This window comes from Huintestinicola butyrica (genome assembly GCF_025567215.1).
GTDB lineage: Bacteria > Bacillota > Clostridia > Oscillospirales > Ruminococcaceae > Huintestinicola > Huintestinicola butyrica.
This window is the reverse complement of record NZ_JAOQKB010000006.1, coordinates 113502-134867: the sequence shown is the minus strand read 5'-3', so window position 1 is coordinate 134867 and position 21366 is coordinate 113502. Positions and strand designations below refer to the sequence as shown.

The 21366-nt window shown below is 46.6% G+C and carries 20 protein-coding genes; 7 read left to right on the top strand and 13 right to left on the bottom strand.

Annotated elements, in window-relative coordinates; genetic code table 11:
• The first annotated feature begins 21 nt into the window (after window positions 1-21).
• From ispE to OCV68_RS08405, 4 genes are all read left to right on the top strand, one after another.
• A complete protein-coding gene (gene ispE, locus OCV68_RS08420; RefSeq protein ID WP_262572025.1) occupies window positions 22-867 on the top strand; it encodes a 4-(cytidine 5'-diphospho)-2-C-methyl-D-erythritol kinase in 846 nt (281 codons plus the stop codon).
• An 88-nt stretch (window positions 868-955) separates the two neighbouring features.
• Window positions 956-1192, top strand: a complete 237-nt coding sequence (locus tag OCV68_RS08415) for a FeoA family protein (RefSeq protein ID WP_022474513.1) — start codon at window positions 956-958, stop codon at window positions 1190-1192.
• 23 nt (window positions 1193-1215) lie between these two features.
• Window positions 1216-3228 (top strand): ferrous iron transport protein B, encoded by a 2013-nt coding sequence (gene feoB, locus OCV68_RS08410; RefSeq protein WP_147621660.1) that lies wholly within the window; start codon window positions 1216-1218, stop codon window positions 3226-3228.
• A 12-nt stretch (window positions 3229-3240) separates the two neighbouring features.
• The gene (locus OCV68_RS08405) at window positions 3241-3393 is read left to right on the top strand and encodes a FeoB-associated Cys-rich membrane protein (RefSeq protein WP_022474516.1); all 153 of its coding nucleotides are present in this window, start codon (window positions 3241-3243) and stop codon (window positions 3391-3393) included.
• A 62-nt stretch (window positions 3394-3455) separates the two neighbouring features.
• Here the strand turns inward: OCV68_RS08405 and OCV68_RS08400 are convergent, their stop codons facing one another.
• The 3 genes from OCV68_RS08400 to OCV68_RS08390 all read right to left on the bottom strand — a co-directional run bounded on the left by OCV68_RS08400 (window position 3456) and on the right by OCV68_RS08390 (window position 9990).
• Window positions 3456-6431 (bottom strand): FtsX-like permease family protein, encoded by a 2976-nt coding sequence (locus OCV68_RS08400; RefSeq protein WP_262572024.1) that lies wholly within the window; start codon window positions 6429-6431, stop codon window positions 3456-3458.
• 14 nt (window positions 6432-6445) lie between these two features.
• Window positions 6446-7144 (bottom strand): ABC transporter ATP-binding protein, encoded by a 699-nt coding sequence (locus OCV68_RS08395; protein WP_262572023.1) that lies wholly within the window; start codon window positions 7142-7144, stop codon window positions 6446-6448.
• A gap of 377 nt (window positions 7145-7521) precedes the next feature.
• Window positions 7522-9990 carry a GH36-type glycosyl hydrolase domain-containing protein gene (locus tag OCV68_RS08390; RefSeq protein ID WP_022475921.1) on the bottom strand — a complete coding sequence of 823 codons (2469 nt, stop codon included), beginning with the start codon at window positions 9988-9990 and terminating at the stop codon, window positions 7522-7524.
• A gap of 241 nt (window positions 9991-10231) precedes the next feature.
• On the opposite strand from OCV68_RS08390, the gene OCV68_RS08385 reads away from it, so the two are divergent.
• From OCV68_RS08385 to OCV68_RS08375, 3 genes are read left to right on the top strand one after another with little or no spacing between them, the layout of a single operon-like run.
• Window positions 10232-10597, top strand: a complete 366-nt coding sequence (locus OCV68_RS08385; protein WP_262572022.1) for a hypothetical protein — start codon at window positions 10232-10234, stop codon at window positions 10595-10597.
• Window positions 10598-10622: 25 nt separating this feature from the next.
• On the top strand, window positions 10623-12134 hold the full coding sequence (malQ, locus tag OCV68_RS08380) for a 4-alpha-glucanotransferase (RefSeq protein ID WP_262572021.1): 1512 nt from the start codon (window positions 10623-10625) through the stop codon (window positions 12132-12134).
• 1 nt (window position 12135) lies between these two features.
• Window positions 12136-13389, top strand: a complete 1254-nt coding sequence (locus OCV68_RS08375; RefSeq protein WP_262572020.1) for an SGNH/GDSL hydrolase family protein — start codon at window positions 12136-12138, stop codon at window positions 13387-13389.
• A 75-nt stretch (window positions 13390-13464) separates the two neighbouring features.
• Here OCV68_RS08375 and hisE read toward each other — a convergent pair whose 3' ends face one another.
• From hisE to OCV68_RS08325, 10 genes are all read right to left on the bottom strand, one after another.
• Window positions 13465-13803 (bottom strand): phosphoribosyl-ATP diphosphatase, encoded by a 339-nt coding sequence (hisE, locus tag OCV68_RS08370; RefSeq protein WP_022475925.1) that lies wholly within the window; start codon window positions 13801-13803, stop codon window positions 13465-13467.
• Window position 13804: 1 nt separating this feature from the next.
• The gene (locus OCV68_RS08365; RefSeq protein ID WP_262572019.1) at window positions 13805-14221 is read right to left on the bottom strand and encodes a phosphoribosyl-AMP cyclohydrolase; all 417 of its coding nucleotides are present in this window, start codon (window positions 14219-14221) and stop codon (window positions 13805-13807) included.
• A gap of 17 nt (window positions 14222-14238) precedes the next feature.
• A complete protein-coding gene (gene hisF / locus OCV68_RS08360; protein WP_262572018.1) occupies window positions 14239-15000 on the bottom strand; it encodes an imidazole glycerol phosphate synthase subunit HisF in 762 nt (253 codons plus the stop codon).
• Window positions 15001-15023: 23 nt separating this feature from the next.
• Window positions 15024-15626 carry an imidazole glycerol phosphate synthase subunit HisH gene (gene hisH / locus OCV68_RS08355; RefSeq protein WP_262572017.1) on the bottom strand — a complete coding sequence of 201 codons (603 nt, stop codon included), beginning with the start codon at window positions 15624-15626 and terminating at the stop codon, window positions 15024-15026.
• Window positions 15627-16205, bottom strand: coding sequence for an imidazoleglycerol-phosphate dehydratase HisB (gene hisB / locus OCV68_RS08350; protein WP_022475929.1), 579 nt, complete (start codon window positions 16203-16205; stop codon window positions 15627-15629).
• 18 nt (window positions 16206-16223) lie between these two features.
• The gene (locus OCV68_RS08345) at window positions 16224-17282 is read right to left on the bottom strand and encodes a pyridoxal phosphate-dependent aminotransferase (protein ID WP_262572016.1); all 1059 of its coding nucleotides are present in this window, start codon (window positions 17280-17282) and stop codon (window positions 16224-16226) included.
• 20 nt (window positions 17283-17302) lie between these two features.
• Window positions 17303-18592 (bottom strand): histidinol dehydrogenase, encoded by a 1290-nt coding sequence (gene hisD, locus OCV68_RS08340; RefSeq protein ID WP_262572015.1) that lies wholly within the window; start codon window positions 18590-18592, stop codon window positions 17303-17305.
• Window positions 18593-18606: 14 nt separating this feature from the next.
• Complete coding sequence (gene hisG, locus OCV68_RS08335; protein WP_022475932.1) at window positions 18607-19245, bottom strand: ATP phosphoribosyltransferase; 639 nt, start codon at window positions 19243-19245, stop codon at window positions 18607-18609.
• Window positions 19246-19263: 18 nt separating this feature from the next.
• Window positions 19264-20457, bottom strand: a complete 1194-nt coding sequence (gene hisZ / locus OCV68_RS08330) for an ATP phosphoribosyltransferase regulatory subunit (RefSeq protein WP_147621667.1) — start codon at window positions 20455-20457, stop codon at window positions 19264-19266.
• A 104-nt stretch (window positions 20458-20561) separates the two neighbouring features.
• Window positions 20562-21359 (bottom strand): sugar phosphate isomerase/epimerase family protein, encoded by a 798-nt coding sequence (locus OCV68_RS08325; protein ID WP_022475933.1) that lies wholly within the window; start codon window positions 21357-21359, stop codon window positions 20562-20564.
• Window positions 21360-21366 lie beyond the last annotated feature (7 nt).

Sequence of the window (21366 nt, the reverse complement as noted above, 5' to 3'; positions counted from 1 at the left end):
ATTTCTCTGAAAGGCAGACCTATGGACAGTGTTACACTGAATGCTTATGCGAAAATAAACCTTTATCTTGATATCACAGGCAGGCGGACTGACGGGTATCACACCCTCGAAACGGTCATGCACTCTATCTCCCTTTGCGACACTGTAGAGATAACAAAGATAACGGGAGAAACCGAGATAATCTGCTCGGACAGCTCGATCCCATGCGACAAAAGCAACATTGCATACAAGTGCGCCGCTGCTTTTTTTGAGCACACAGGCATAAGCGGCAGCAATGTGCGAATATCAATAATCAAGCGCATTCCCTCTCAGGCGGGAATGGGCGGAGGAAGCGCCGACGGAGCGGCAGTTCTCAAAGGACTGAACGAGCTTTACTGCACGGGGCTTTCACTGCAGGAGCTGTGCGATATCGGCGTTAAGACAGGTGCGGATATTCCGTTCTGCATTGTGGGCGGCTGCGGTTACTGCACGGGAATAGGCGAGGAGATCTCTCCCCTGCCGCTGCTTTCGGGAACTGTTCTTATAGGCAAGGGAAGCATCGGAATTTCCACAAAAGAGGCTTTCAGTGCAGTGGATTCAAAAAATCTTTGTCCACCCCATCACAATATCAAGGAGATATTTGCAAAAGCCGATATTACCGAGATATCACGCTGCTGCTATAACGCTTTTGAAGCAGCCACCGACCTTGAAGAAGTGGCGGATATCAAAAGCATCATGCTGCAAAACGGCGCTCTCTGCTCATGTATGACAGGAAGCGGCTCGGCAGTTTTCGGCATTTTCCAAGATGAAACATCTGCTGATATTTCCAAGAAAATACTTCATTCAAAGGGATATTTCTCGGAAATATGCAGCTTTATAAAAGGCTGATAAAAAATACACCCTTTTCAGGGTCGTATTTTTTTAACTATCAAATGTTAGATTAGTCTAACCAAACTTTTGAAAGGATACATATTCTATGACACTTGACAAGCTTCCAATCGGCAAAGAAGCCGTGATAACAGCTGTGGGCGGCGAGGGCGCTCTGCGGTGCAGACTGCTTGATATGGGCATTATCCCACACACCAAGATAATGATACGCAAAGTTGCTCCCATGGGCGACCCCATAGAGATACATCTGAGAGGATATGAGCTTACCATTCGTCTTGAGGACGCTCAGAAAATAGATGTAATGCCCATTGAAACTGAGGAATAATAAGCCGAAAGGATGATAATTTTATGGTATTTGCGCTTGCAGGAAACCAGAACTGCGGTAAAACAACGCTTTTCAACCAGCTTACAGGCTCAAATCAGCACGTAGGCAACTTCCCCGGAGTTACCGTTGAGGAAAAAAGCGGCGAGATAAGGGGGCAGAAAAACTGTACTGTAGTTGATCTTCCCGGCATATACTCTATCAGACCATATACAGGCGAAGAGATAGTCACCCGTGACTTTCTTATAAAGCAGAAGCCCGACGGCATAATCAACATTGTTGATGCCACAAACATTGAGCGAAATCTGTATCTCACGCTTCAAATGGCTGAAATGAAGATACCTATGGTACTTGCCCTGAATATGATGGACGAGGTAAAAAACAACGGCGGAACCATTGACATCAAAGGACTTTCCGACCGTCTGGGAATACCCGTCGTACCCATATCTGCGGCTAAGAACGAGGGCGTTGACGAGCTTATCGAAACAGCCGTTGAAACAGCGAAAAAGAAAATTCTTCCGCAGAAAATAGACTACTGCAACGGCGCTGTTCACCGCTGTATCCATGCAGTATGCCACATAATCGAGGATCACGCAGACAGAGTCGGACTTGGCAGAAGATTTTGCGCCACAAAGCTTATCGAGGCTGACCCTGCCATAACAGAAATGCTGGAGCTTAACACCAACGAAATGGACATGATAGAACACAGCATCACCGAAATGGAAACCGAGCTGAAAATGGACAGAAACGCTGCCATTGCCGATATGCGCTACACCTTTATCGAGGACGTGTGCCGCCAGACAGTGGTAAAATGCCACGAGAGCAAGGAACATATCCGCAGCGTCAAGATAGACAGCGTGCTTACAAACAAATATCTGGCAATTCCCCTTTTCCTGCTGATAATGATACTTGTTTTCTGGCTCACCTTCGGGGTCATAGGCAAATTTCTCAGCGACCTTTTGTCTCTCGGCATCGACAAGCTGACTGCCGTTACAGACAGCGCCCTCACTGCCTACGGTCTGAACCCTGTTATACATAGCCTTATCATTGACGGTATTTTTGCAGGCGTTGGAAGCGTCCTAAGCTTCCTGCCCACCATCGTCACATTGTTTTTCTTCCTGTCCATACTGGAGGACAGTGGCTACATGGCAAGAGTTGCCTTTGTAATGGATAAGCTGCTGAGAAAAATAGGTCTGTCGGGACGTTCATTTGTGCCTATGATAATCGGCTTCGGCTGCTCTGTTCCTGCGATAATGGCGACAAGGACACTTTCCTCCGAGCGTGACCGCAAGATGACCATTTTCCTAACACCGTATATGTCGTGCAGTGCAAAGCTGCCCATTTACTCTGTGTTCTCGCTGGCATTTTTCCCCAACCACAGCGCACTGGTAATGTGCCTGCTGTACTTTTTCGGCATCATCTGCGGAATAATTTATGGCCTTATCCTTGGTCATACCAAGTTCAAAGGCAAGCCTATCCCCTTTGTAATGGAGCTTCCCAATTACCGTCTCCCCTCCCCCAAAAGCGTCTGCCTGCTTATGTGGGACAAGGCAAAGGACTTCCTTACAAGGGCATTCACGGTAATATTTACGGCATCTATCATCATCTGGTTCCTGCAGAGCTTTGACACCCGCCTGAATGTGGTTGCTGACAGCTCACAAAGTATGCTGGCAGCTATCGGAAAGATAATCTCCCCTGTTTTTGCACCTCTCGGCTTTAACGACTGGCGCATATCCACGGCACTTATCACAGGCTTTACCGCAAAGGAAGCGGTGGTATCCACCATGTCTGTGTTGGTGGGAGCTTCCTCCAACGACTTGCTTCCCGCACTTCTGCAGGGAATGTTCACTCCTATGACCGCAGTAAGCTTTCTTGTGTTCTCCCTGCTTTACACACCCTGCGTGGCAGCTGTGGCAGCCGTTAAGCGTGAGATGAACTCCTCCTTTGCGGCAGTTGCATTTGTATTCATTCAGTGCGCCGTTGCATGGCTGGCAGCTTTTGCAGTCTATAACATTGGCAATCTTATTCTTGCGATATAAGGCGGTGTTACAATGAACTTTGCCGACTGGATAGCTCTGGGACTGATAATTTTTCTGCTGATATGTGCAGTCAGATACATGATACGCTCCCGAAAGAAAGGCTGCTGCGGCTGCTGTTCGGAATGTTCAAAATGCTGCCATGAAGAAAAAAGAAAGCTTCCGTGAGTACATACAGAAAAAACGTCCGTATCTTTTCAGGTACGGACGTTTTTTTACATATATAAAACTTATTCCACGTTTTTGAGAGCCTCGCTCTTGGAAACCTTTGATACCTTTCTCATCTGGAGCAGTGCCACCACCGCATAGCAGATAATTCCCGTTGCAACTGTTACAATATATGTTATAGGGCTCATCACATATGGGAAATAGCCTGTCATCATGGTGTAAAGATAGCTTTTGAAAATCGCTCTCATAGCAACATCAATGAAGGGAACGGAAATCGCCAGTCCCAGAACAACGGCTATAGAGGTCGATACTATGTAAAGGCTGCCGATCTCGCTGTTCCTGAAACCAAGTATTTTTGTAAGCGAGATTGACTGGAAGTTTCTCTCAATCACCTGCTTGCAGAGAACATAAACAACGATAACGAAGAACATAGCTCCGAACCATTTGAAAAGTTCCATCATTCCGCCCATTGAAACTGTAAGCTGGTCGGAAAGCTTGGTATAGTCATCAGCGGTTATAACGGAAACAACATCGTCATCATCAAGCTCCGTAAGCTCCTCATTTGAGAAATAGCCTGTGAAATAATCGGATTTATTGCCGAAAAGCTTGTTGTAATCGTCCAGATTCATAAATATCGCAAGGGACGACTGGTAATCATATACGTCGCCTACCTCAACGGTATATGAGCTGTCACGCTTGTATTTTTCATCAAGCTCTATGCTGTCGCCAGTCTTGATGCCGAACTTCTCGCTTATACCTGTAGAAATAAGCACCTTGCCCTCGGGAATAGCCGAATGGATATATCTGCTGTTTTTCTCGATGCCGTAAACGGAAATACTGTCAGTAAGGAAACCCTCCTTTGAATAATCATAGCTTGACATTGCAAATTTTTCCGCCCGGATATCAGTTACTTCATCAGCCTCCTCATAATCATAGAGAATATACTGATAGCTGCTTATCATATCATTGGTAATAATTTCCTTATACTGGTCAAGCATTCTGGGGAACATATCGCCGAAGCTTATAAGCACCGCTCCGAAAAGTATGCCGATTATCATTACGATATATCCGGGAAGATTAGTAAAGAATATCCTGAGACTGAATCTTGTTTTGAAGGGTATTTTGGTATTGAGGCGCATTGCCTTTTTATTTGTGTTCTTTTTCAGGTCATGACGCAGGAATTTCAGGGGCTTGAGCTTGAGCTTTGAAGTAAGCACCGTAAGATTTATCACAAGCATGAGCAGGATAGGCACAACTGTTGAAAGTACAAATGCGGACGGAACCCATACTGTTGTATAAGTGGTAAGCGAATACGAGCCTAAGTAAAGACCAACGCAGTAATCCTTCATTACAGTGTAGCCGATGATATTTCCGACAACGCCTGCCGCAGCTGTTACTATTACGGGAAGTATCATATAATGCCTGATAAGCTCGCCCTTTGTGTAGCCTGACGCACGGAGCGTACCGATAACTCCCGCTTCGCTGACAATGGTATTTGAAATAGTGACAGCAAAAATAAATGCGATAATAACTATCATCATATAGCACATTACCATTGAGCCTGCTTCATCGCCGCCGATATCATCAATGGCAAAATTTACAGCCTGATTAAGATATCTGGGAACATAATCATCAACTGTGATGATATCACTCTGATCTATCTCGTCCTCAAAAGCTTCGTCCTCGGGCATTGTGTATTCTTCACCGTTTATTTCAGCGCTGACAGCGTCCTCAATGATGCCGAAAAGGAAATCATCAAGCTCTGTGGAAAGCTCCTCTTTTGAAGGCTTTTCCACGGAATCAAGGTACCGGTCCTTAAATTCCTCCTCGGTGGGGCCGTCGTACTCTTCATTTCTTACAGCCGCATCAACGGACTTTTCAATAATGCCGAACACAAAGTCATCTGTTTCAACGGAAAGGTCGGACTTTTGGGGCTTCTCGACAGTATCAATATAGCGTTCAACAAACTCCTGCTCATCGGGAGCGCTGTATTCACTTCCGGTGAGCATCGCATTCACACTGTTCTCAATGATGCCAAAGGTAAAATCATCTGTCTGAACGGAAAGATCGGCTGCAGAGGGCTTTTCGCCTGTTGCCATGTAAAGAGCCGCATATTCCTCCGCACCCTTTGAAATGCTTTCTGAAACCTCGGTAAGCTTCTTTTCAATAGCTGCCTTGTAAAGCTCGCCATATTCCTCAGCGCCTGTTTCAGCCGCTGCTGTTATCTCGTCAACCTTTTTCTCAAAGGAGGCCTTGTAGATATCCGCATACTCCTCGGAAGCCTTTTCAAGCTTATCGGTAAGAGCGTCTATCTGAACCTGAACAATAGCCTCATCGTAATCTGTAAGCTCATCGCTGAGCAGGTCAGTAAACTTTTCCGAGCGCTCGGCTGCCTCCGTATCATCAGCATAGGGAGTATTGTACTGCCATGCGTAGTTATATTTAAGATTTTTGCTTTCTATGGTCTCAAATCCGCCGTCGGTCATTACAGCAACGGAAAAATTGATGGAGTCAAACATCGAGTCCGTGTTGCTCTCAAAAAGAGTGCTGTAATCGGGGAGCGCTATAAAGCCTGTTATTTTCAGTGCTTTTCCCTTGAGGGTAACAGTATCGCCAACTTTTATACCGTTATTTTTGGCAAAAACTCTGTCTATGGCTATTTCATCGTCCTGTGCAGGAAGAGAGCCGCTTAAAAGGCAAGGGGTATTAACAGCGTCCGACTGCTTGAAAACACGGATATCTGCCCCTGTTTCGGCTGTCTTTTCGTCAAAGTACATATTGTCATAGAACGTCATGTCAATATTGCTTTCAAATGTATTCCGCAGCTCTTCGGGAAGAGGCTTGTCAAAGGTAACATGACCGTCCTCAATATTATGAAGCTCAAAGCTGTCATAATACGCTTTTTTCAGGCTCTCATTTCCAACACGCATACCCGAGCATATGGATATGAGCAGCACCATCATTATAAAAATGGCAATGTATTTGGTAGCGTCCTTTGCAAGCTCACGGGGCAGACGCTTGTTAAGTGGATTTTTCATCTGCACACCTCCGCTTACCAGTCAAGCTCTTCGGCTGAAAGCTTCTTTTCGTTGATTATCTGCTTTCTAACCATGCCGTCACGAAGCTTTACTACCTTGTCTGCCATGTCCTTGATAGCCTCATTGTGCGTTACCATGATGATAGTTGTGTTATATTTCTGATTTACAGTCTCAATAAGCTTGAGTATCTCTTTGGAAGTGTTGTAATCCAGCGCACCTGTAGGCTCATCGCAAAGCAGGATATCGGGATTTTTTACAATAGCTCTTCCGATGGAGCAGCGCTGCTGCTGACCGCCCGAAAGCTGAGAAGGAAGCTTATGACGATGCTCATACAGTCCGAGAGTTTTCAGTATCTCATCAACATCAAGAGGGTGGTCGCTGAGATATGCGCCTGTTTCAACGTTTTCCTTTATGTTAAGGTTGGGTATAAGATTGTACATCTGGAATATGTAGCCAAGATGCTTTCTGCGATATTCCGTCAGTGAGCGTTCGTTCATGTTTTCTGTCTTTTCACCGTCTATGGAAATATAGCCCGAGTCAGCGTCATCTATTCCGCCTATGATGTTAAGAAGTGTGGATTTGCCGCTTCCCGAAGGGCCGAGAAGAACGCAGAACTCACCCTTTTCTATGCCAATGTTTATTCCTTTAAGTACCTCTACCTTGCTTTCCCCGCTGCCATAGCTTTTTCTGATACCGTTTATTTCAATAAACAATGCTGAGCACCCCTTTACTATAATGAATACATGAACAGATGTTCATGTATTCATTATAGTGTCTGTTTCGGGTTTTGTCAATAAAAAACAATGCTATTTAACATCAATTCGTATGGCTATACAATGAGTTAGCTATAGACAACTGCACTTTTGGGTAATTTATACTAAGCACCAATTAAAAACTATACAAAAAATTGAGCATAATCTTGCGTATATGGATTATGCGATGATTTTTTGTCTATAGTTTTATTGGTGATTAGTATTATACTATGCCGAATACCAAAAGACAATGCGCATATTTCTAATCAAAGCAAAAGGCTGCGCAGAATGACCTGCACAGCCTTTGATTTATGTATTCAATTTACTGTTAAAGGAACTCAGCCCATTACAGCAACTACCTCGTGAACGCCGCTTGTGATACCGGAAATAACGTTTCCGTCAACAGCCTTGCCGTCCACGGTAAGGGACTTGATGCCCTTGGAAACGTGATCGGGGTTCTCGATCTTGATGTTGAATGTTGCACCTCTGAACTGACGGGATATGGTGTAGCCGTCCCAAGCCTTAGGAATGGAAGGATCGATCTTCAGTCCGTCGTAAGAAGGAATGATACCGAGGATATACTGGGAAATTGCAACGAAGTTCCATGCAGCTGTACCTGTGAGCCAGCTGTTCTTAGCCTCGCCGAATCTCTTAGCGTCCTTACCTGCGATCATCTGAGCATATACATAAGGCTCGGTTCTGTGGAGCTTTTCATCTTCCTGATATACGGGAGCGATCCTTGTGTAGTAGTCAAATGCCTTGTCGCCCATGCCTGCATATGCTGCTGCGCACATGATCCATGCGTTGTTGTGGCAGAATATACCTGCGTTCTCCTTGTATCCGCCGGGATATGTGGAGATCTCGCCGTACTCAACGATATATCTTGTAAATGCGGGATTGTTAAGAACCAGACCGTGGGAAGTACCGAGATACTTGTCGATGCTTGCAATGGTCTTATCGGTGAACTCCTTGCCGCCTACATCGGACATGATGCAGAAGCCCTGAGGTTCGATAAAGATCTTGCCCTCTTCATTCTCGTGAGAGCCGACCTTCTTGCCGTAAGCATCGTATGCACGGAGGAACCAGTCGCCGTCCCAGCCGTAGTCAATGATAGCCTGCTTCATCTTGTCGATCTCAGCCTGTGCCTTGTCGGCTTCCTCGGTGTTGCCCATTCTGCGGCAAAGCTCAACATACTCAGGTCCGATATATGTGAACATACCTGCGATCATTACGGACTCGGCAGTCTGCTCGTTAAGAGGCTCGCCTGTTTCGGGGTTAACTTCCTTAGCGATATTGCTTGCAGTGTTCTGGAAGCTTTCGCCGGGAACACGGGAGAAGCAGTTCAGGTTAAGGCAGTCGTTCCAGTCTGCACGGCCGATAAGAGGCAGACCGTGAGGTCCCTTGTTGTTTACAACGTGATAGAAGCTTCTCTTCAGGTGGTCAAGGAGGGGCTGAGCAAGCTTGGAATCATTCTTATAATCTACCATTTCATTAAGAATGTCGTAGTCGCCTGTTTCCTTGATGTATGCAGCTGTGGAAAGGATCATCCACAGGGGGTCATCGTTGAAGTTTGTACCTGCGGCATCGTTGCCCTTCTTGGTAAGGGGCTGATACTGGTGGTAGTTTCCGCCATCCTCAAGCTGAGTAGCGGCGATATCAAGTATTCTCTCTCTTGCTCTCTCGGGGATCTGGTGAACGAAGCCGAGGATATCCTGATTGGAATCACGGAAGCCCATTCCTCTTCCGATACCGCTCTCAAAGTAGGAAGCGGAACGTGAAAGGTTGAATGTAACCATGCACTGATACTGGTTCCAGATATTTACCTGTCTGTTGAGCTTATCATCGGGAGAAGAGATGGTGTACTTAGCAAGGAGCTCGTCCCAAGTCTTCTTCAGCTCTGCAAGAGCAGCGTCAGCCTTTTCAGCGGAATCGAACTTCTTCATCATCTCATATGCACGGGACTTGTTCATGGTTCCGTCAGCATTGAACTTCTCGGGATAAGGATTCTCAACATAGCCAAGAACGTAAACGAGAGTCTTTTCCTCGCCTGCTGCAAGAGTGATCTCCTTGCAGTGGGAAGCGATGGGAGACCAGCCATCAGCAACAGAGTTGCGAGGCTTGCCCTCAAATACAGTCTCAGGATCTGCAAAATCATTGTAAATGCTTCCCATAAATGTCTCACGGTCGGTATCAAAACCGTCGATTGGCTCATTTACGGTGTAGAAAGCAAAGTGATTTCTTCTTTCCTTATATTCGGTCTTGTGGTAAATTGTGCTGCCCTCGATCTCTACCTCACCTGTGTTGAAGTTTCTCTGGAAGTTGGAGCAGTCGTCCTGAGCGTCCCAAAGGCACCACTCAACGAAGGAGAAAAGCTTGAAGGTCTTCTTTTCGCTGCTCTCGTTCTTGAGAACTACCTTCTGAACTTCACCTGTGAAGTTCTGAGGAACAAAGAAAGTAACTTCAGCGGAAAGACCGTTCTTCTTGCCCTTGATAACTGTGTAGCCCATACCGTGACGGCATACATACTCTTCAAGCTCAGTCTTTACGGGAGACCATCCGGGATTCCATACAGTGCCGTTATCGTTTATGTAGAAATAGCGTCCGCCTGCATCTGCGGGAACGTTGTTGTAACGGTAACGTGTGATTCTTGCCAGACGAGCGTCCTTATAGAAGCTGTATCCGCCTGCTGTGTTGGAAATAAGGCTGAAAAAGTCCTGTGTTCCAAGATAGTTTATCCAAGGATAAGGGGTTTTGGGAGATGTGATAACATACTCCTTGGCAGCGTCATCAAAGAAACCGAATTTCATTGAACATACCTCATTTTTCATAATTTTAGTTAAACCTCCCGTATTGTCACGGGACGGAATGACTGTCGGGATATACTTTGACCCACTCCCGGCAATCCTTATAGATATTTTACCATATTAAACGTTTAAATTCAACTGTAATGTGTCATTTCTACCCAACAAATAATTTAAACGTTTTTTGTGCATTTATTACAAAGAAATAAAAAGGGCATACGTGATCCCCTTGCTGCAGGTATTACGTATGCCCTTTGAGAAAAATATATCAGCGTCAGTTCTGATGCTGATTGTTCTGCTGGTTCTGCTGCTGATTCTGGCGGCAGTTCTGTCCCTGCTGCTGTCTGCCCTGACGGTTCTGGCTGTTCTGCTGATTCTGATTGTTCTGCTGGTTATTCCGCTGATTGCTGCTGCGGTTGTTCTGCTGGTTCTGATTATTGCACATTTTATATCATCCTTTCCGTATGCGCCGCAAATGACTGCTGCGCAGGCAGATGAAGCTGCCACGATAGCTATTATGGCTGCAAAGCAAGTTTTTATTCCTGTCACTATTATTTTCATAAAATTTCTTGCAATAACCGAATATAAACTGTATAATAGTATTACTGAATAAAATAACCGAAAGGTCGGATAAATTTATGAGAACTTGCGGCGTTCTTATGCACATTACAAGCCTCCCGTCTCCATACGGAGTGGGAACTCTCGGCAGCGAGGCATATAAATTCGTTGATTTTCTGAAAAAAGCAGGTCAGACCTACTGGCAGATTCTTCCTGTAGGCCCCACAGGCTTCGGTGACTCCCCTTACCAGAGCTACTCGGCTTTTGCGGGAAATCCCATGCTCATCGACATTGACGAGCTTATCAAGGCAGGACTTGTGTCCAAGGACGACAAGGATCTGAAGATACTTGCGGAAAAGAAGGAGTTTGCGGACTTCGGTCAGATGTTCTCCTTCAAGCGCCTTATCCTTGCCAAGGCTCATGCTGCCTTTGCGGCAAATGCCGATAGCGAGCAGAAGTATCTTTTCGGCAAATTCTGCCGAAAGAATGCCTGGTGGCTGGACGATTATGCGATGTTCATGTCAATGAAGTATTTCTTCAAGCAGGTCATGTGGACTGAATGGGCTGACAGCTACCGTCTCAGAGATCCTCAGACCCTTGCAAAATATGCCGAGGAACACGGTGTTGACATTGACTGCTGGAAGTTCATGCAGTTTCTCTTCTTCCGTCAATACAAGAATCTGAAAAAATACGCCAACAAGCGTGGAATAAGCATTTACGGCGATATGCCCATCTATGTTTCCATGGACTCCTCCGACATCTGGGCAAATCCCGAAATGTTCATGCTCGACAGTGACAGAAAGCCTACAAAGGTGGCAGGCTGCCCTCCCGATGATTTTTCTCCCACAGGTCAGCTCTGGGGCAATCCCCTTTATGACTGGGACTATATGGACAAGAATAACTATAAGTGGTGGATAAAGCGTGTTCAGTACAGCGCAAAACTGTTTGACCTTACCCGTATCGACCATTTCAGGGGATTTGAGAGCTTCTATGCGATTCCTGCCGGCGACAAGACCGCTGAGCACGGTGAATGGCTGCAGGGACCTTCAATGAAGCTTTTCAGTGCAATAAAGGCAGATCTTGGCGATGTTAAGCTGGTAGCGGAGGACCTTGGCTTCCTTACCGATGAGGTTAAGGCTATGCTCAAGGCAGCAGGCTATCCCGGAATGAACGTTCTCGAGTTCGGCTTCGGCGGCGAGGACAGCAGCTATCTTCCCCACAATTATGTTAAAAACAGCGTTGTATATATCGGCACTCACGATAATGAGACAGCTCTCGGCTGGTATCTTGCTCAGGACAAGGCAGGAAAGAAGCGTATCAGAAAATATCTTGGACTGGATAAGTCCGCTTCGGACAGCAAGGTCGTCCGTGAGCTTATCAGGTGCGCATACGCAAGCGTATCCGAAAACTGCGTTATCCAGATGCAGGACTGGCTCTGCCTTGACAATTCCGCACGTATGAATATCCCCTCCACCATCGGCGGCGGAAACTGGGCTTGGCGCATGGATAAGGACGCCTGCACAAAGGAGCTTGCAAAGGCAATGAAGAAAATGGCTAAGACCTATTTCCGCAAGGTTCCTAAGGGTGAATGATATGAAAAGGCTTACGATGATAGGTGCGGCAGTTCTTTCTGCCGCACTGCTCCTTACAGCCTGCGGCGATACAGCTCAGAAAAGCACGGCCACAGATACATCTGCAGTTTCCGAAGCTGTCTCAAAAGCTCCCGAAACTCCCGAGAAATTTCAGGCGGCAATGGTGTCACGCTCACTGTACAGCCTTGGAAATACATCAAGGCTCAAAGCAAAGCTTCGTCAGGCGCAGTCAGGCGAGGATATGACCGTGGCATACATCGGCGGCTCCATTACCCGTGGTGAAACAGCAGGTGCTGAGGGCTGCTATGCAAAGCTTTCCTACAATTACATCGCAGAAAAATACGGCACGTGCGATAATGTCAAATACGTCAATGCAGGTGTCAGCGGAACTCCCTCGGTGCTGGGAAATCTCAGACTGCAAAAAGACGTGCTGGACTATAACGCCGACATTGTTTTCGTGGAATTTGCGGTAAACGACGCTCAGGACAATACTCACAAGGAATCCTATGAGTCACTTGTGCGGACAGTTCTCACGCAGGAAAATGACCCTGCGGTGGTGCTTATTTTCAACAGAACAGCAAACGGCTACACCGCTCAGGAATACATGAAAGAGATAGGCGATTATTATTCCCTGCCAATGATATCCGTGGCAGACGCTCTTACTCCCGAATTTGACGAGGGCAGAATGACATGGGAGGATTACTCAGATGACCAGTCACACCCAAATGCCGAGGGTCACAAGCTTCTTTGCAGCTTTATTGAAAATCTGCTGACGCAAGCCGAAAATGCCCCCGATGAGGAATACACACTCCCGCCTGCATACAGGTTCGGTTATCCGTTTATGGATTCACAGCTTGTAACTCCCGAAGCTCCCACGGCAGAGCTTATCAGCCTTACCGACACAGGTTCCTTTGAAGCTGTGGAGCAGGGCGCAACTGACTTCCCCACCAGCTGGAAGCTTTCCGAGGGTACTGACCCGCTTAAATTCAAAGCCACCGCAAGCAGTGTGTTCTTACTTTTCAAGCGTAATAATTCCGACACAATGGGTTCCTTTGAGGTCTATATAAACGGCGCAAAGGTCAAGACTATCCACTCCAACCAGAAAGATGGCTGGAACGAGCCTTATTCCGAGCTGGCAATCAAGTTCCAGACCATAAAGGATATGGATATCGAGATACGTCCCGCAGAGGGCAGCGAGGACAAGAACATAACCATTCTCGGCGTGGCTGTGGCTGCACAGGAATCGGCACAATAATTTATACTCTATAGGCAAAAGAAAAAGCGTTCATTCTCAATGAGTGAACGCTTTTGTTGATATACTGGGGTTTTATCAGCTGTTTTTATCGGTGGTGTGGAACTGCTTTAGGTTGCCTATCTTCTCGTTTCTCTCGTCAAGAACCTTCTCAACGTCGGACCATTCAAGTCCCTGATTAACGGCAAGCACCATTACATGATAAAGCAGATCGTTTATCTCGTTTTTCAGCTCCTCATTGTCGCCGTTCTTTGCGGCAATGATAGTCTCGGCTGCCTCTTCGCCAACCTTTTTGCAGATCTTGTCAACGCCCTTTTCGTAAAGGTAGCAGGTGTATGATTTTTCGGGAGCATTGCCCTCGTCAAATGCTTTCTTGCGGAGCTTCAATACTTCAAATATTTCCTGATATACGGTCATTTTACTTCTCTCTTTCCTCATTTAAATTTATGAGCTTCATTGTATCCATATCAAGCTCACGGTAATAGCAGTTGTTGGGAATGCCCTTATAGCTTGTGTGGCAGATGTTTCCCTTGTCGGGAGTTGCCATGAACACCAGCGAATTCTGCTCACAATTTACAAATATCCTGTGGAGAGTAAAGGTGTTGCCCGACTCCTGCCCCTTGAACCAGAGTTTATTGCGGGAGGTGCTCCACAGCACTACCTTTTTCAGCCTGATAGATTCCTCCAGTGCCTGCTTGTTTATGTATGCGATAAGAATAACCTCTTTTGTATCCATATTCTGCACCGCTACGGGGATAACGTGATTTTCACGAGATATATCGCTGAGCTTGTTCCAGTCCAGCATAAGCTCGTTTGTTTCCTCAATAAGTCCCATTTATGATATCCTTTCGGTCATATTATTCTTACGGGGATATTATGGTGTTTAAGCTCTGCCTTGACTTCCCCGACAGTAAGCTCTCTGTAGTGGAAAAGTGATGCGGCAAGGGCTGCGGTAGCTCCTGTTTTCTCAAACACCTCGGTGAAGTCGGAAAGCTTTCCTGCGCCGCCGCTGGCAATAACAGGGATAGACACATTATCACACACAGCTTTCAACATATCAATGTCAAAACCTGCCTTGGTTCCGTCAGCGTCAATGGAGTTAAGACAGATCTCTCCAGCGCCCAGCTCTTCTATGCGCCTTACCCAGTCGATAAGGTCAATGCCCATATCCACACGGCCGCCGTTAATATAAACAGTCCACTTATGGTCGCCTATCTTCTTTGCGTCAATGCCAACGCATATGCACTGGCTGCCGAAAATATCTGCGCCGTCCTTGATAAGCTGAGGATTTTTCACAGCCTGAGAATTGACAGACACCTTGTCAGCGCCAGCTCTCAGGATATCCCTGATATCATCAACGCTCTTTATCCCGCCGCCGACGGTGAGAGGAACGAAAACCTTTTTCGCAGTTTCACGTACTACGTCAAGGAACACTCCCCTGCCCTCGTATGAAGCGGTGATATCGTAAAATACTATCTCATCGGCACCCTGTCTGTTGTATTCCTCGGCACATTCAACGGGGTCGCCCACGTCCTTTATGCCCTCAAACTTTATTCCCTTCACTACCTTACCGTCACGGACATCAAGGCAGGGTATTATTCTTTTAGCAAGCATATCAAACCTTCCTTTCGTTCGTATCAGGCAAGCTCAGCAAAGTTTCTGAGCATCTGCAGTCCCACTTCTCCGCTCTTTTCGGGGTGGAACTGTGCGCCGTAAACATATGCTCCGTCATGAACGAGAGCGGTTATTTTTCCGCCGTAATCACAGTATGCGGAAACATTTGCCTCATCACACACAGCGGCATAGGAGTGAACGAAGTAAACATAAGGGTGCTCAGGAAGACTTTTCAGAATGGGGCAATCCCTGTTTATCTCCAGCTCATTCCAGCCCATGTGTGGGATTATCATATCCTTGCGGTCTATCTTCTCGACCTTTCCGCCGATAAGTCTCAGACCGTCAGTCTCTTCAAACTCATAGCCCTTGTCAAATATGAGCTGCATACCGAGGCAGATACCGAGAAATGGCTTTTTTCTTGCCTCTTCCCTGATGGTATCCACCAGGCCGCTGTCACGGAGCATTTTCATTGCCCACGGGAAAGCGCCCACCCCGGGGAGGATTATCTCATCTGCTGCGCATATCTCATTCTTATCAGCTGTAAGCTTGTTTTCAACACCCAGATAATCAAGGGCGTTTTTCACGCTGAAAATATTTCCTGCGCCGTAATCAATGATAGCTATCATTTACAACACTCCTTTTGTGGAAAGCACCTCGCCGCCGTTTATAACAAGAGCTGCTTTAAGTGCGTGCGCCAGTGCCTTGAACATTGCCTCGTTCTTGTGATGGTCATTTGAACCGTAGGGGCATTTAAGGTGAAGCGTGATTCCTGCATTAAACGCAAAGGCTCTCATGAACTCTTCGGTAAGGCAGTTATCGAATTCGCCTGTTCTGGGGTCATTGAAGCTGCATTCAAAAACAAGGAAAGGTCTGTTGCTGATATCAAGGCAACAGAAGCCAAGGCTCTCGTCCATGGGGATAAAGCTTGTTCCATACCTTGCAATGCCCTTCATATCGCCCACAGCCTGCTTGAATGCCATACCAAGCACAATACCTGTGTCCTCAACGGAATGATGACCGTCAACATAAAGGTCGCCTTTGACCGAAACGTCCATATCAAAGCCACCGTGAACACACAGAGCAGTGAGCATATGGTCAAAAAATCCTATTCCCGTATCAATATTATGAACGCCCTTTCCGTCAAGGTCAAGCTTAACGGTTATCTGGGTCTCCTTTGTATTTCTTGTTATTTCGGCAATGCGCATATGATTTTTCCTTTCGTATCAAAGCTGCGGAAGAATTTCCCTGAGTGCTGCCAGAAACAGCTTGTTTTCACTTTCCGTTCCCGCTGTTATCCTGAGATAGCTTCCCATATAGCGGACGGCGATGCTTCTTTCCAGAAGCTTATCATAGATCTCCTTTGCCTTTGATGTTTTCACAAAAACAAAGTTTGTCACCGAATCGTACACCTTTTCAATATGGGTGCAGTTTTCAGCCAGTTCAAGAAGAGACCTTCTCAGCTGCTTTCTGCTCTCTATTATCTCAGCGGTGTATTCATTTATAAGCGATTTGTGCCTGAATATCTCGCAGGCAACTGCCTGAGTTACGGAATTTACATTGTAGGGCGACTTCACCGCTTTAAGAGCGTTTGTGATACCATCGTCCGCAACGGCAAAGCCAAGTCTCAGGGCTGCCATTCCCATGCTCTTTGAACAGGTTTTCAGCACAATAAGATTATCGTACTTATCCACCTGATCCAGCACGCTTTCTCCCCAGAAATCCATATATGCTTCATCAATTACAACAAGACAGAAAACGTTCTTTATGAGCTTGATGATATCATTGCGTGAAACTCCCAGCGATGTTGGGTTGCAGGGATTTGAGAAGATGACCGCCTTAACATTGTTATTGTTGCAGCAGTCGATGACCTTTTGGATATCAACAGTCAGGTCGTCCTCTTTGTGCAGAGCCTTTATTTTCAGCTCATCAACATAGCCGTAAAAGGCATACATTGAAAAGTCGGGAGAAAGGGTGAGAACTGTGTCACCCTTTTCCAAGAACGCTCCAAGAATAACGCTTATCAGCTCGTCCGAACCGTTTCCTGCGGTGCATTTTTCGGGAGAAATGCCGTAAAAATCGGCAAAGCCCTTTGTTACAAGCTCCGCTGCGGAATCGGGATAGCGGTTGAAGTCGATATTGCGGACAGCATCGGCAATAACATCGCCCAGCTTGTCCCCGATATTGAAGCATGACTCATTTGCGTCAAGTCTGACTGCATAATTTTCGTTTATGGGAGAATAAGGCTCAATGCCCTTAAGCTTTTTGTTAAGCTCGTATGCCATTTAAAACAATCCTTTCAGAATTACTTGTCAAATCTAATCTTAATGGCATGAGCATGGGCGGTAAGACCTTCCTTTTCAGCGATGCAGACAATATCGTCCTTTGCATCAAGAAGAGCCTGCTCAGTATAGTAAATGAACTGAGAACGCTTTACAAAGCTGTTTACGGACAGAGGCGAGAAAAATCTTGCAGTTCCGCTGGTGGGAAGAACGTGGTTGGGGCCTGCAAAATAGTCGCCGAGAGGCTCGGGGCTGTAGCGGCCCATAAATACGGAGCCTACATTGTCAAGCTTTCCAAGGTATCTCATAGGATCCTCTACCTGAATTTCAAGGTGCTCTGGAGCAAGGGCATTTGCCAGCTCAAGTGCGCAGTCAACGCAGTCGGTAACGATTATTGCGCCGTAATTGTCGATGGAAGAACGGATAATATCCTTTCTTTCAAGGGACTGCATCTGCCTTTCAAGCTCAGCGGAGGTCTCGTCAGCTATCTTTTCGCTGGTTGTGATAAGGATTGCGGAAGCAAGCTTATCATGCTCAGCCTGAGACATAAGGTCGGCAGCAAGGAACTTGGGGTCAGCGGATTCATCTGCAACTATAAGTATCTCGCTGGGGCCTGCGATCATATCAATATCGACCTTGCCGTAAAGAAGCTTCTTTGCGGTGGCAACAAAAATGTTGCCGGGGCCTACTATCTTGTCAACTCTGGGAATAGTCTCTGTGCCGTATGCAAGAGCAGCAATAGCCTGCGCTCCGCCGCACATGAACACCCTGTCAACGCCTACAACAGCAGCCGCAGCAAGGATATCGGGATTGGGCTTGCCGTCCTTGCCTGGAGGTGTTACCATGATTATCTCCTTAACGCCTGCGATCTTTGCGGGAATAGCATTCATAAGAACGGAGGAGGGATATGCTGCTGTGCCACCCGGAACGTAGAGACCTACTCTCTCCAGACCTCTTACACGCTGACCGAGAATGCAGCCGTTGGACTTTGCATCAATGAAGCTCTGCTCCTTCTGTCTGTGGTGGAACTCAGCAATGTTCTCCATTGCGTCCAGAAGCGCATTTACGAAATCCTCGTCTGCTTCGTCAAGTGCATCGTGGATAACATCAAGGGGAACTTCATAATATTCGGGGAGCTTGCCGTCAAACTTCAGGGTATATTCGTTTACAGCCTTGTCTCCGTTTTCCTTAACATTGTCGATGATGTCCGAAACTATTTCGGATATCTTCTTGTCGGTCTCGCCGTTGCGCTTTTCAACTTCCTTTAAGAAAGCGACTTCGGAAGTACCGTCTGCAATAATTTTTCTTATCATGACAAAACTCCTTATCAGATGTTGGCTTCAATAGCCGATATAAGCTTTTCTATCTCATTCTTGCGCAGCTTCAGGCTTACCATATTGGCAATAAGGCGTGCGGAAATGGGACAGATATATTCATATACCTCAAGGCCGTTTTCCTTGAGAGTTGTTCCTGTTTCAACGATATCAACGATAGCGTGGGAAAGTCCCAGCAGAGGCGCCAGTTCAACGCTTCCCTCTATCTTAACGATATCAACGTCCATATTCTTCTTTTCAAAGAATGTTCTTGCAACGTTGGGGTACTTTGTGGCGATAGTTCTTACGTGAGTACCCTCATAGAAGTTCTCGCCTTTTTTGCCTGCAAGAGCAAAGCGGCACTTGCCGAAGCCAAGGTCGGAAAGCTCAAAGAACTTGCCGCTCATTTCTATGATAGTATCCTTGCCTACAACGCCAAGGTCGCACACGCCGTTTTCAACGTAGGTAATAACGTCCGCTGCCTTTGCAAGGACAACTTCGATATCGTCTCCCACGGGGAGAATGAGCTTTCTGCCCTTTTCATGGACAGCTGTGCAGTCGTAGCCAAGCTTTTCAAGCAGTGCCACGGTATCCTTTTCCAGTCTGCCCTTTGTGAGAGCTATTCTCAGGGGTCTTGATATATTGCTGTTCATATCTGAAGTTCTCCTTTATTACAGTTTCTCGGAAGTAATGGTATCGGAAACGATGTCTATTCTTCCGATCTTCTTCTTTGCGGCATAGGCACGTACTTCTTCAATAATATCAAACACAGCTGTCTCAGCGGTAAGGCCTTCGGAAATAAGCTTGCTGCAATGTACAGCCGCATCGGTCTCATGACCGTCTGTGCCGAATACAATAACGTCAACAGGCTTGGGACGGAAGTCTATCTTCTTCATCTCAGCCCTTGCAACTGCGTCAACATTTACTGCAAAGCCTGCGGCGGGAACATCGTATCCGAACTCGGAAAGGAGCTTGTCGTATCTTCCGCCTGAAAGAACAGCGTCTCCGCAGCCCTCGATATAGCCCTTTATAACAGTACCTGTGTAGTAGTCCATACGGTTTACAAGACCAAGATCAATGGTTATCATGCCCTTGTAGCCAAGAGCGTTGGCTCTCTCATAGGTCTCTTTCAGTTCGGCGAGGACCGCATCTGCCTGTGGGTCGGAATAAAGCTTTGCAGCCTCTTCAAATACCTCTTCGCCGCCGAAAAGTCTGGGCAGCTGCTTGAGCGCCCTTGCAGCCTCGCTGTCCCCTACTGTATCAAGGAGATCGTTCAGAGCGGGATAGTTCTTTACCTCGATAAGGCTTCTGATATTCTCGGCAGTATCGCTGTCGCAGTCAAGCTTTTCTATCATTGCCTTGAAAAATCCGATATGACCAAGCTCCAGGCGGAAGCCCTCTGTCTGGAATGAGGAAAGTACCTCAAGAGCATTTGAAAGAATTTCAAGCTCTGCACGCTTTGAAGCGGAGCCGATAAGCTCGATACCCGTCTGGCGGATCTCATCGCTTCTTCCTCTCATGCTGGGCTTGCTGCGGTAAACGCTCTGACTGTAGCACAATCTGATAGGAAGCTCCTGCTCTCTCAGACGTGTGGCGGTCATACGTGCGATAGGCATTGTGGAATCGGGCCGAACTACCATAAGTCTCAGCTTGTTATCTACCAGCTTGTACATACTTTCCTGAGGAAAATATCTTGACTTCATGTTGAAAACATCGTAAAATTCCAGTCCCGGAGTGATTACTTCGGAATAGCCCTTTGCCTTGAAGCTGTTCTGGAGCCTTGTTTCCACTGCACGGACAGCAGCGCAGTCCTCAAAAAGCAGGTCCCTTGTTCCCTCAGGGGTGATCAAATCAAATCTTTTCATAACTATCTCCCAAATTTTATTACATTAAAGTGATACCATATTGCCGAATTATCATACTACTATAATAACACAATAATCATATCTTGTCAAGGCTTGCCGATAAATTAGGCAATATGACCCTTGATAATCAAAAAATCCCTGTTAAGCTTGTTTATATCAACGGAACCGTCATCTCTGACAGAGCTTGCTTCAACGGTAAAGTCGCCGCTGTAGCCCATTTTCCTCTCAAATGCGAAAAATCTTTCAAAATCTACATGACCCCCGCCGAAATGCAGCGTACGCAGGTCTGACCAGTCCTTTACTCCCCCACCATAGTCGTTGATGTGCAGGTGACGGATATTGTCAGTCCAGAGCTTTTCATCATACACCTTGTCAAGCTCGCCGTGAAACTCAGCCATTTTCGTATCAAAGGTAAACGGTATATGGGGATATTCCTCCGCCAACTCTTTAAGATGAGCCGCAGGAGTGGATTGATTGCAGACAACATTTTCAACGGTAAGCGTCAGTCCATGCTCCGCAGCCATATCCGCAAGCCTGCCGTAAGCTCTAAGGTTTGCACCGAAATTGCTGTCGGACACAAGCCCGTTCCACAGATGAAGCACCAGCAGCTTTGCGCCCACCCTTTCGGCAGCCTTGCAGTTCATCTCAAACCGCTCATATGCCAGATCATCTTCGGCAGCGATAAGCTCGCCTATGCTTTTTTCGCAGTGGACGGCGGGGATATCAAGCCCCATCGCCTTTACATCATCGGCAATACTATCAAGCTTATCATACCACGAATCATAGAGCATAAACTCAAATCCGTCGCAGTGGAGCTGCTCCGCAAAGCCTGCCAGAAGCCTGTGATCTCTGCCGTTTTTTCTTGTTATAAGCGCTCCCGTGGAGCATAATACCTTGTGCATATCTCAC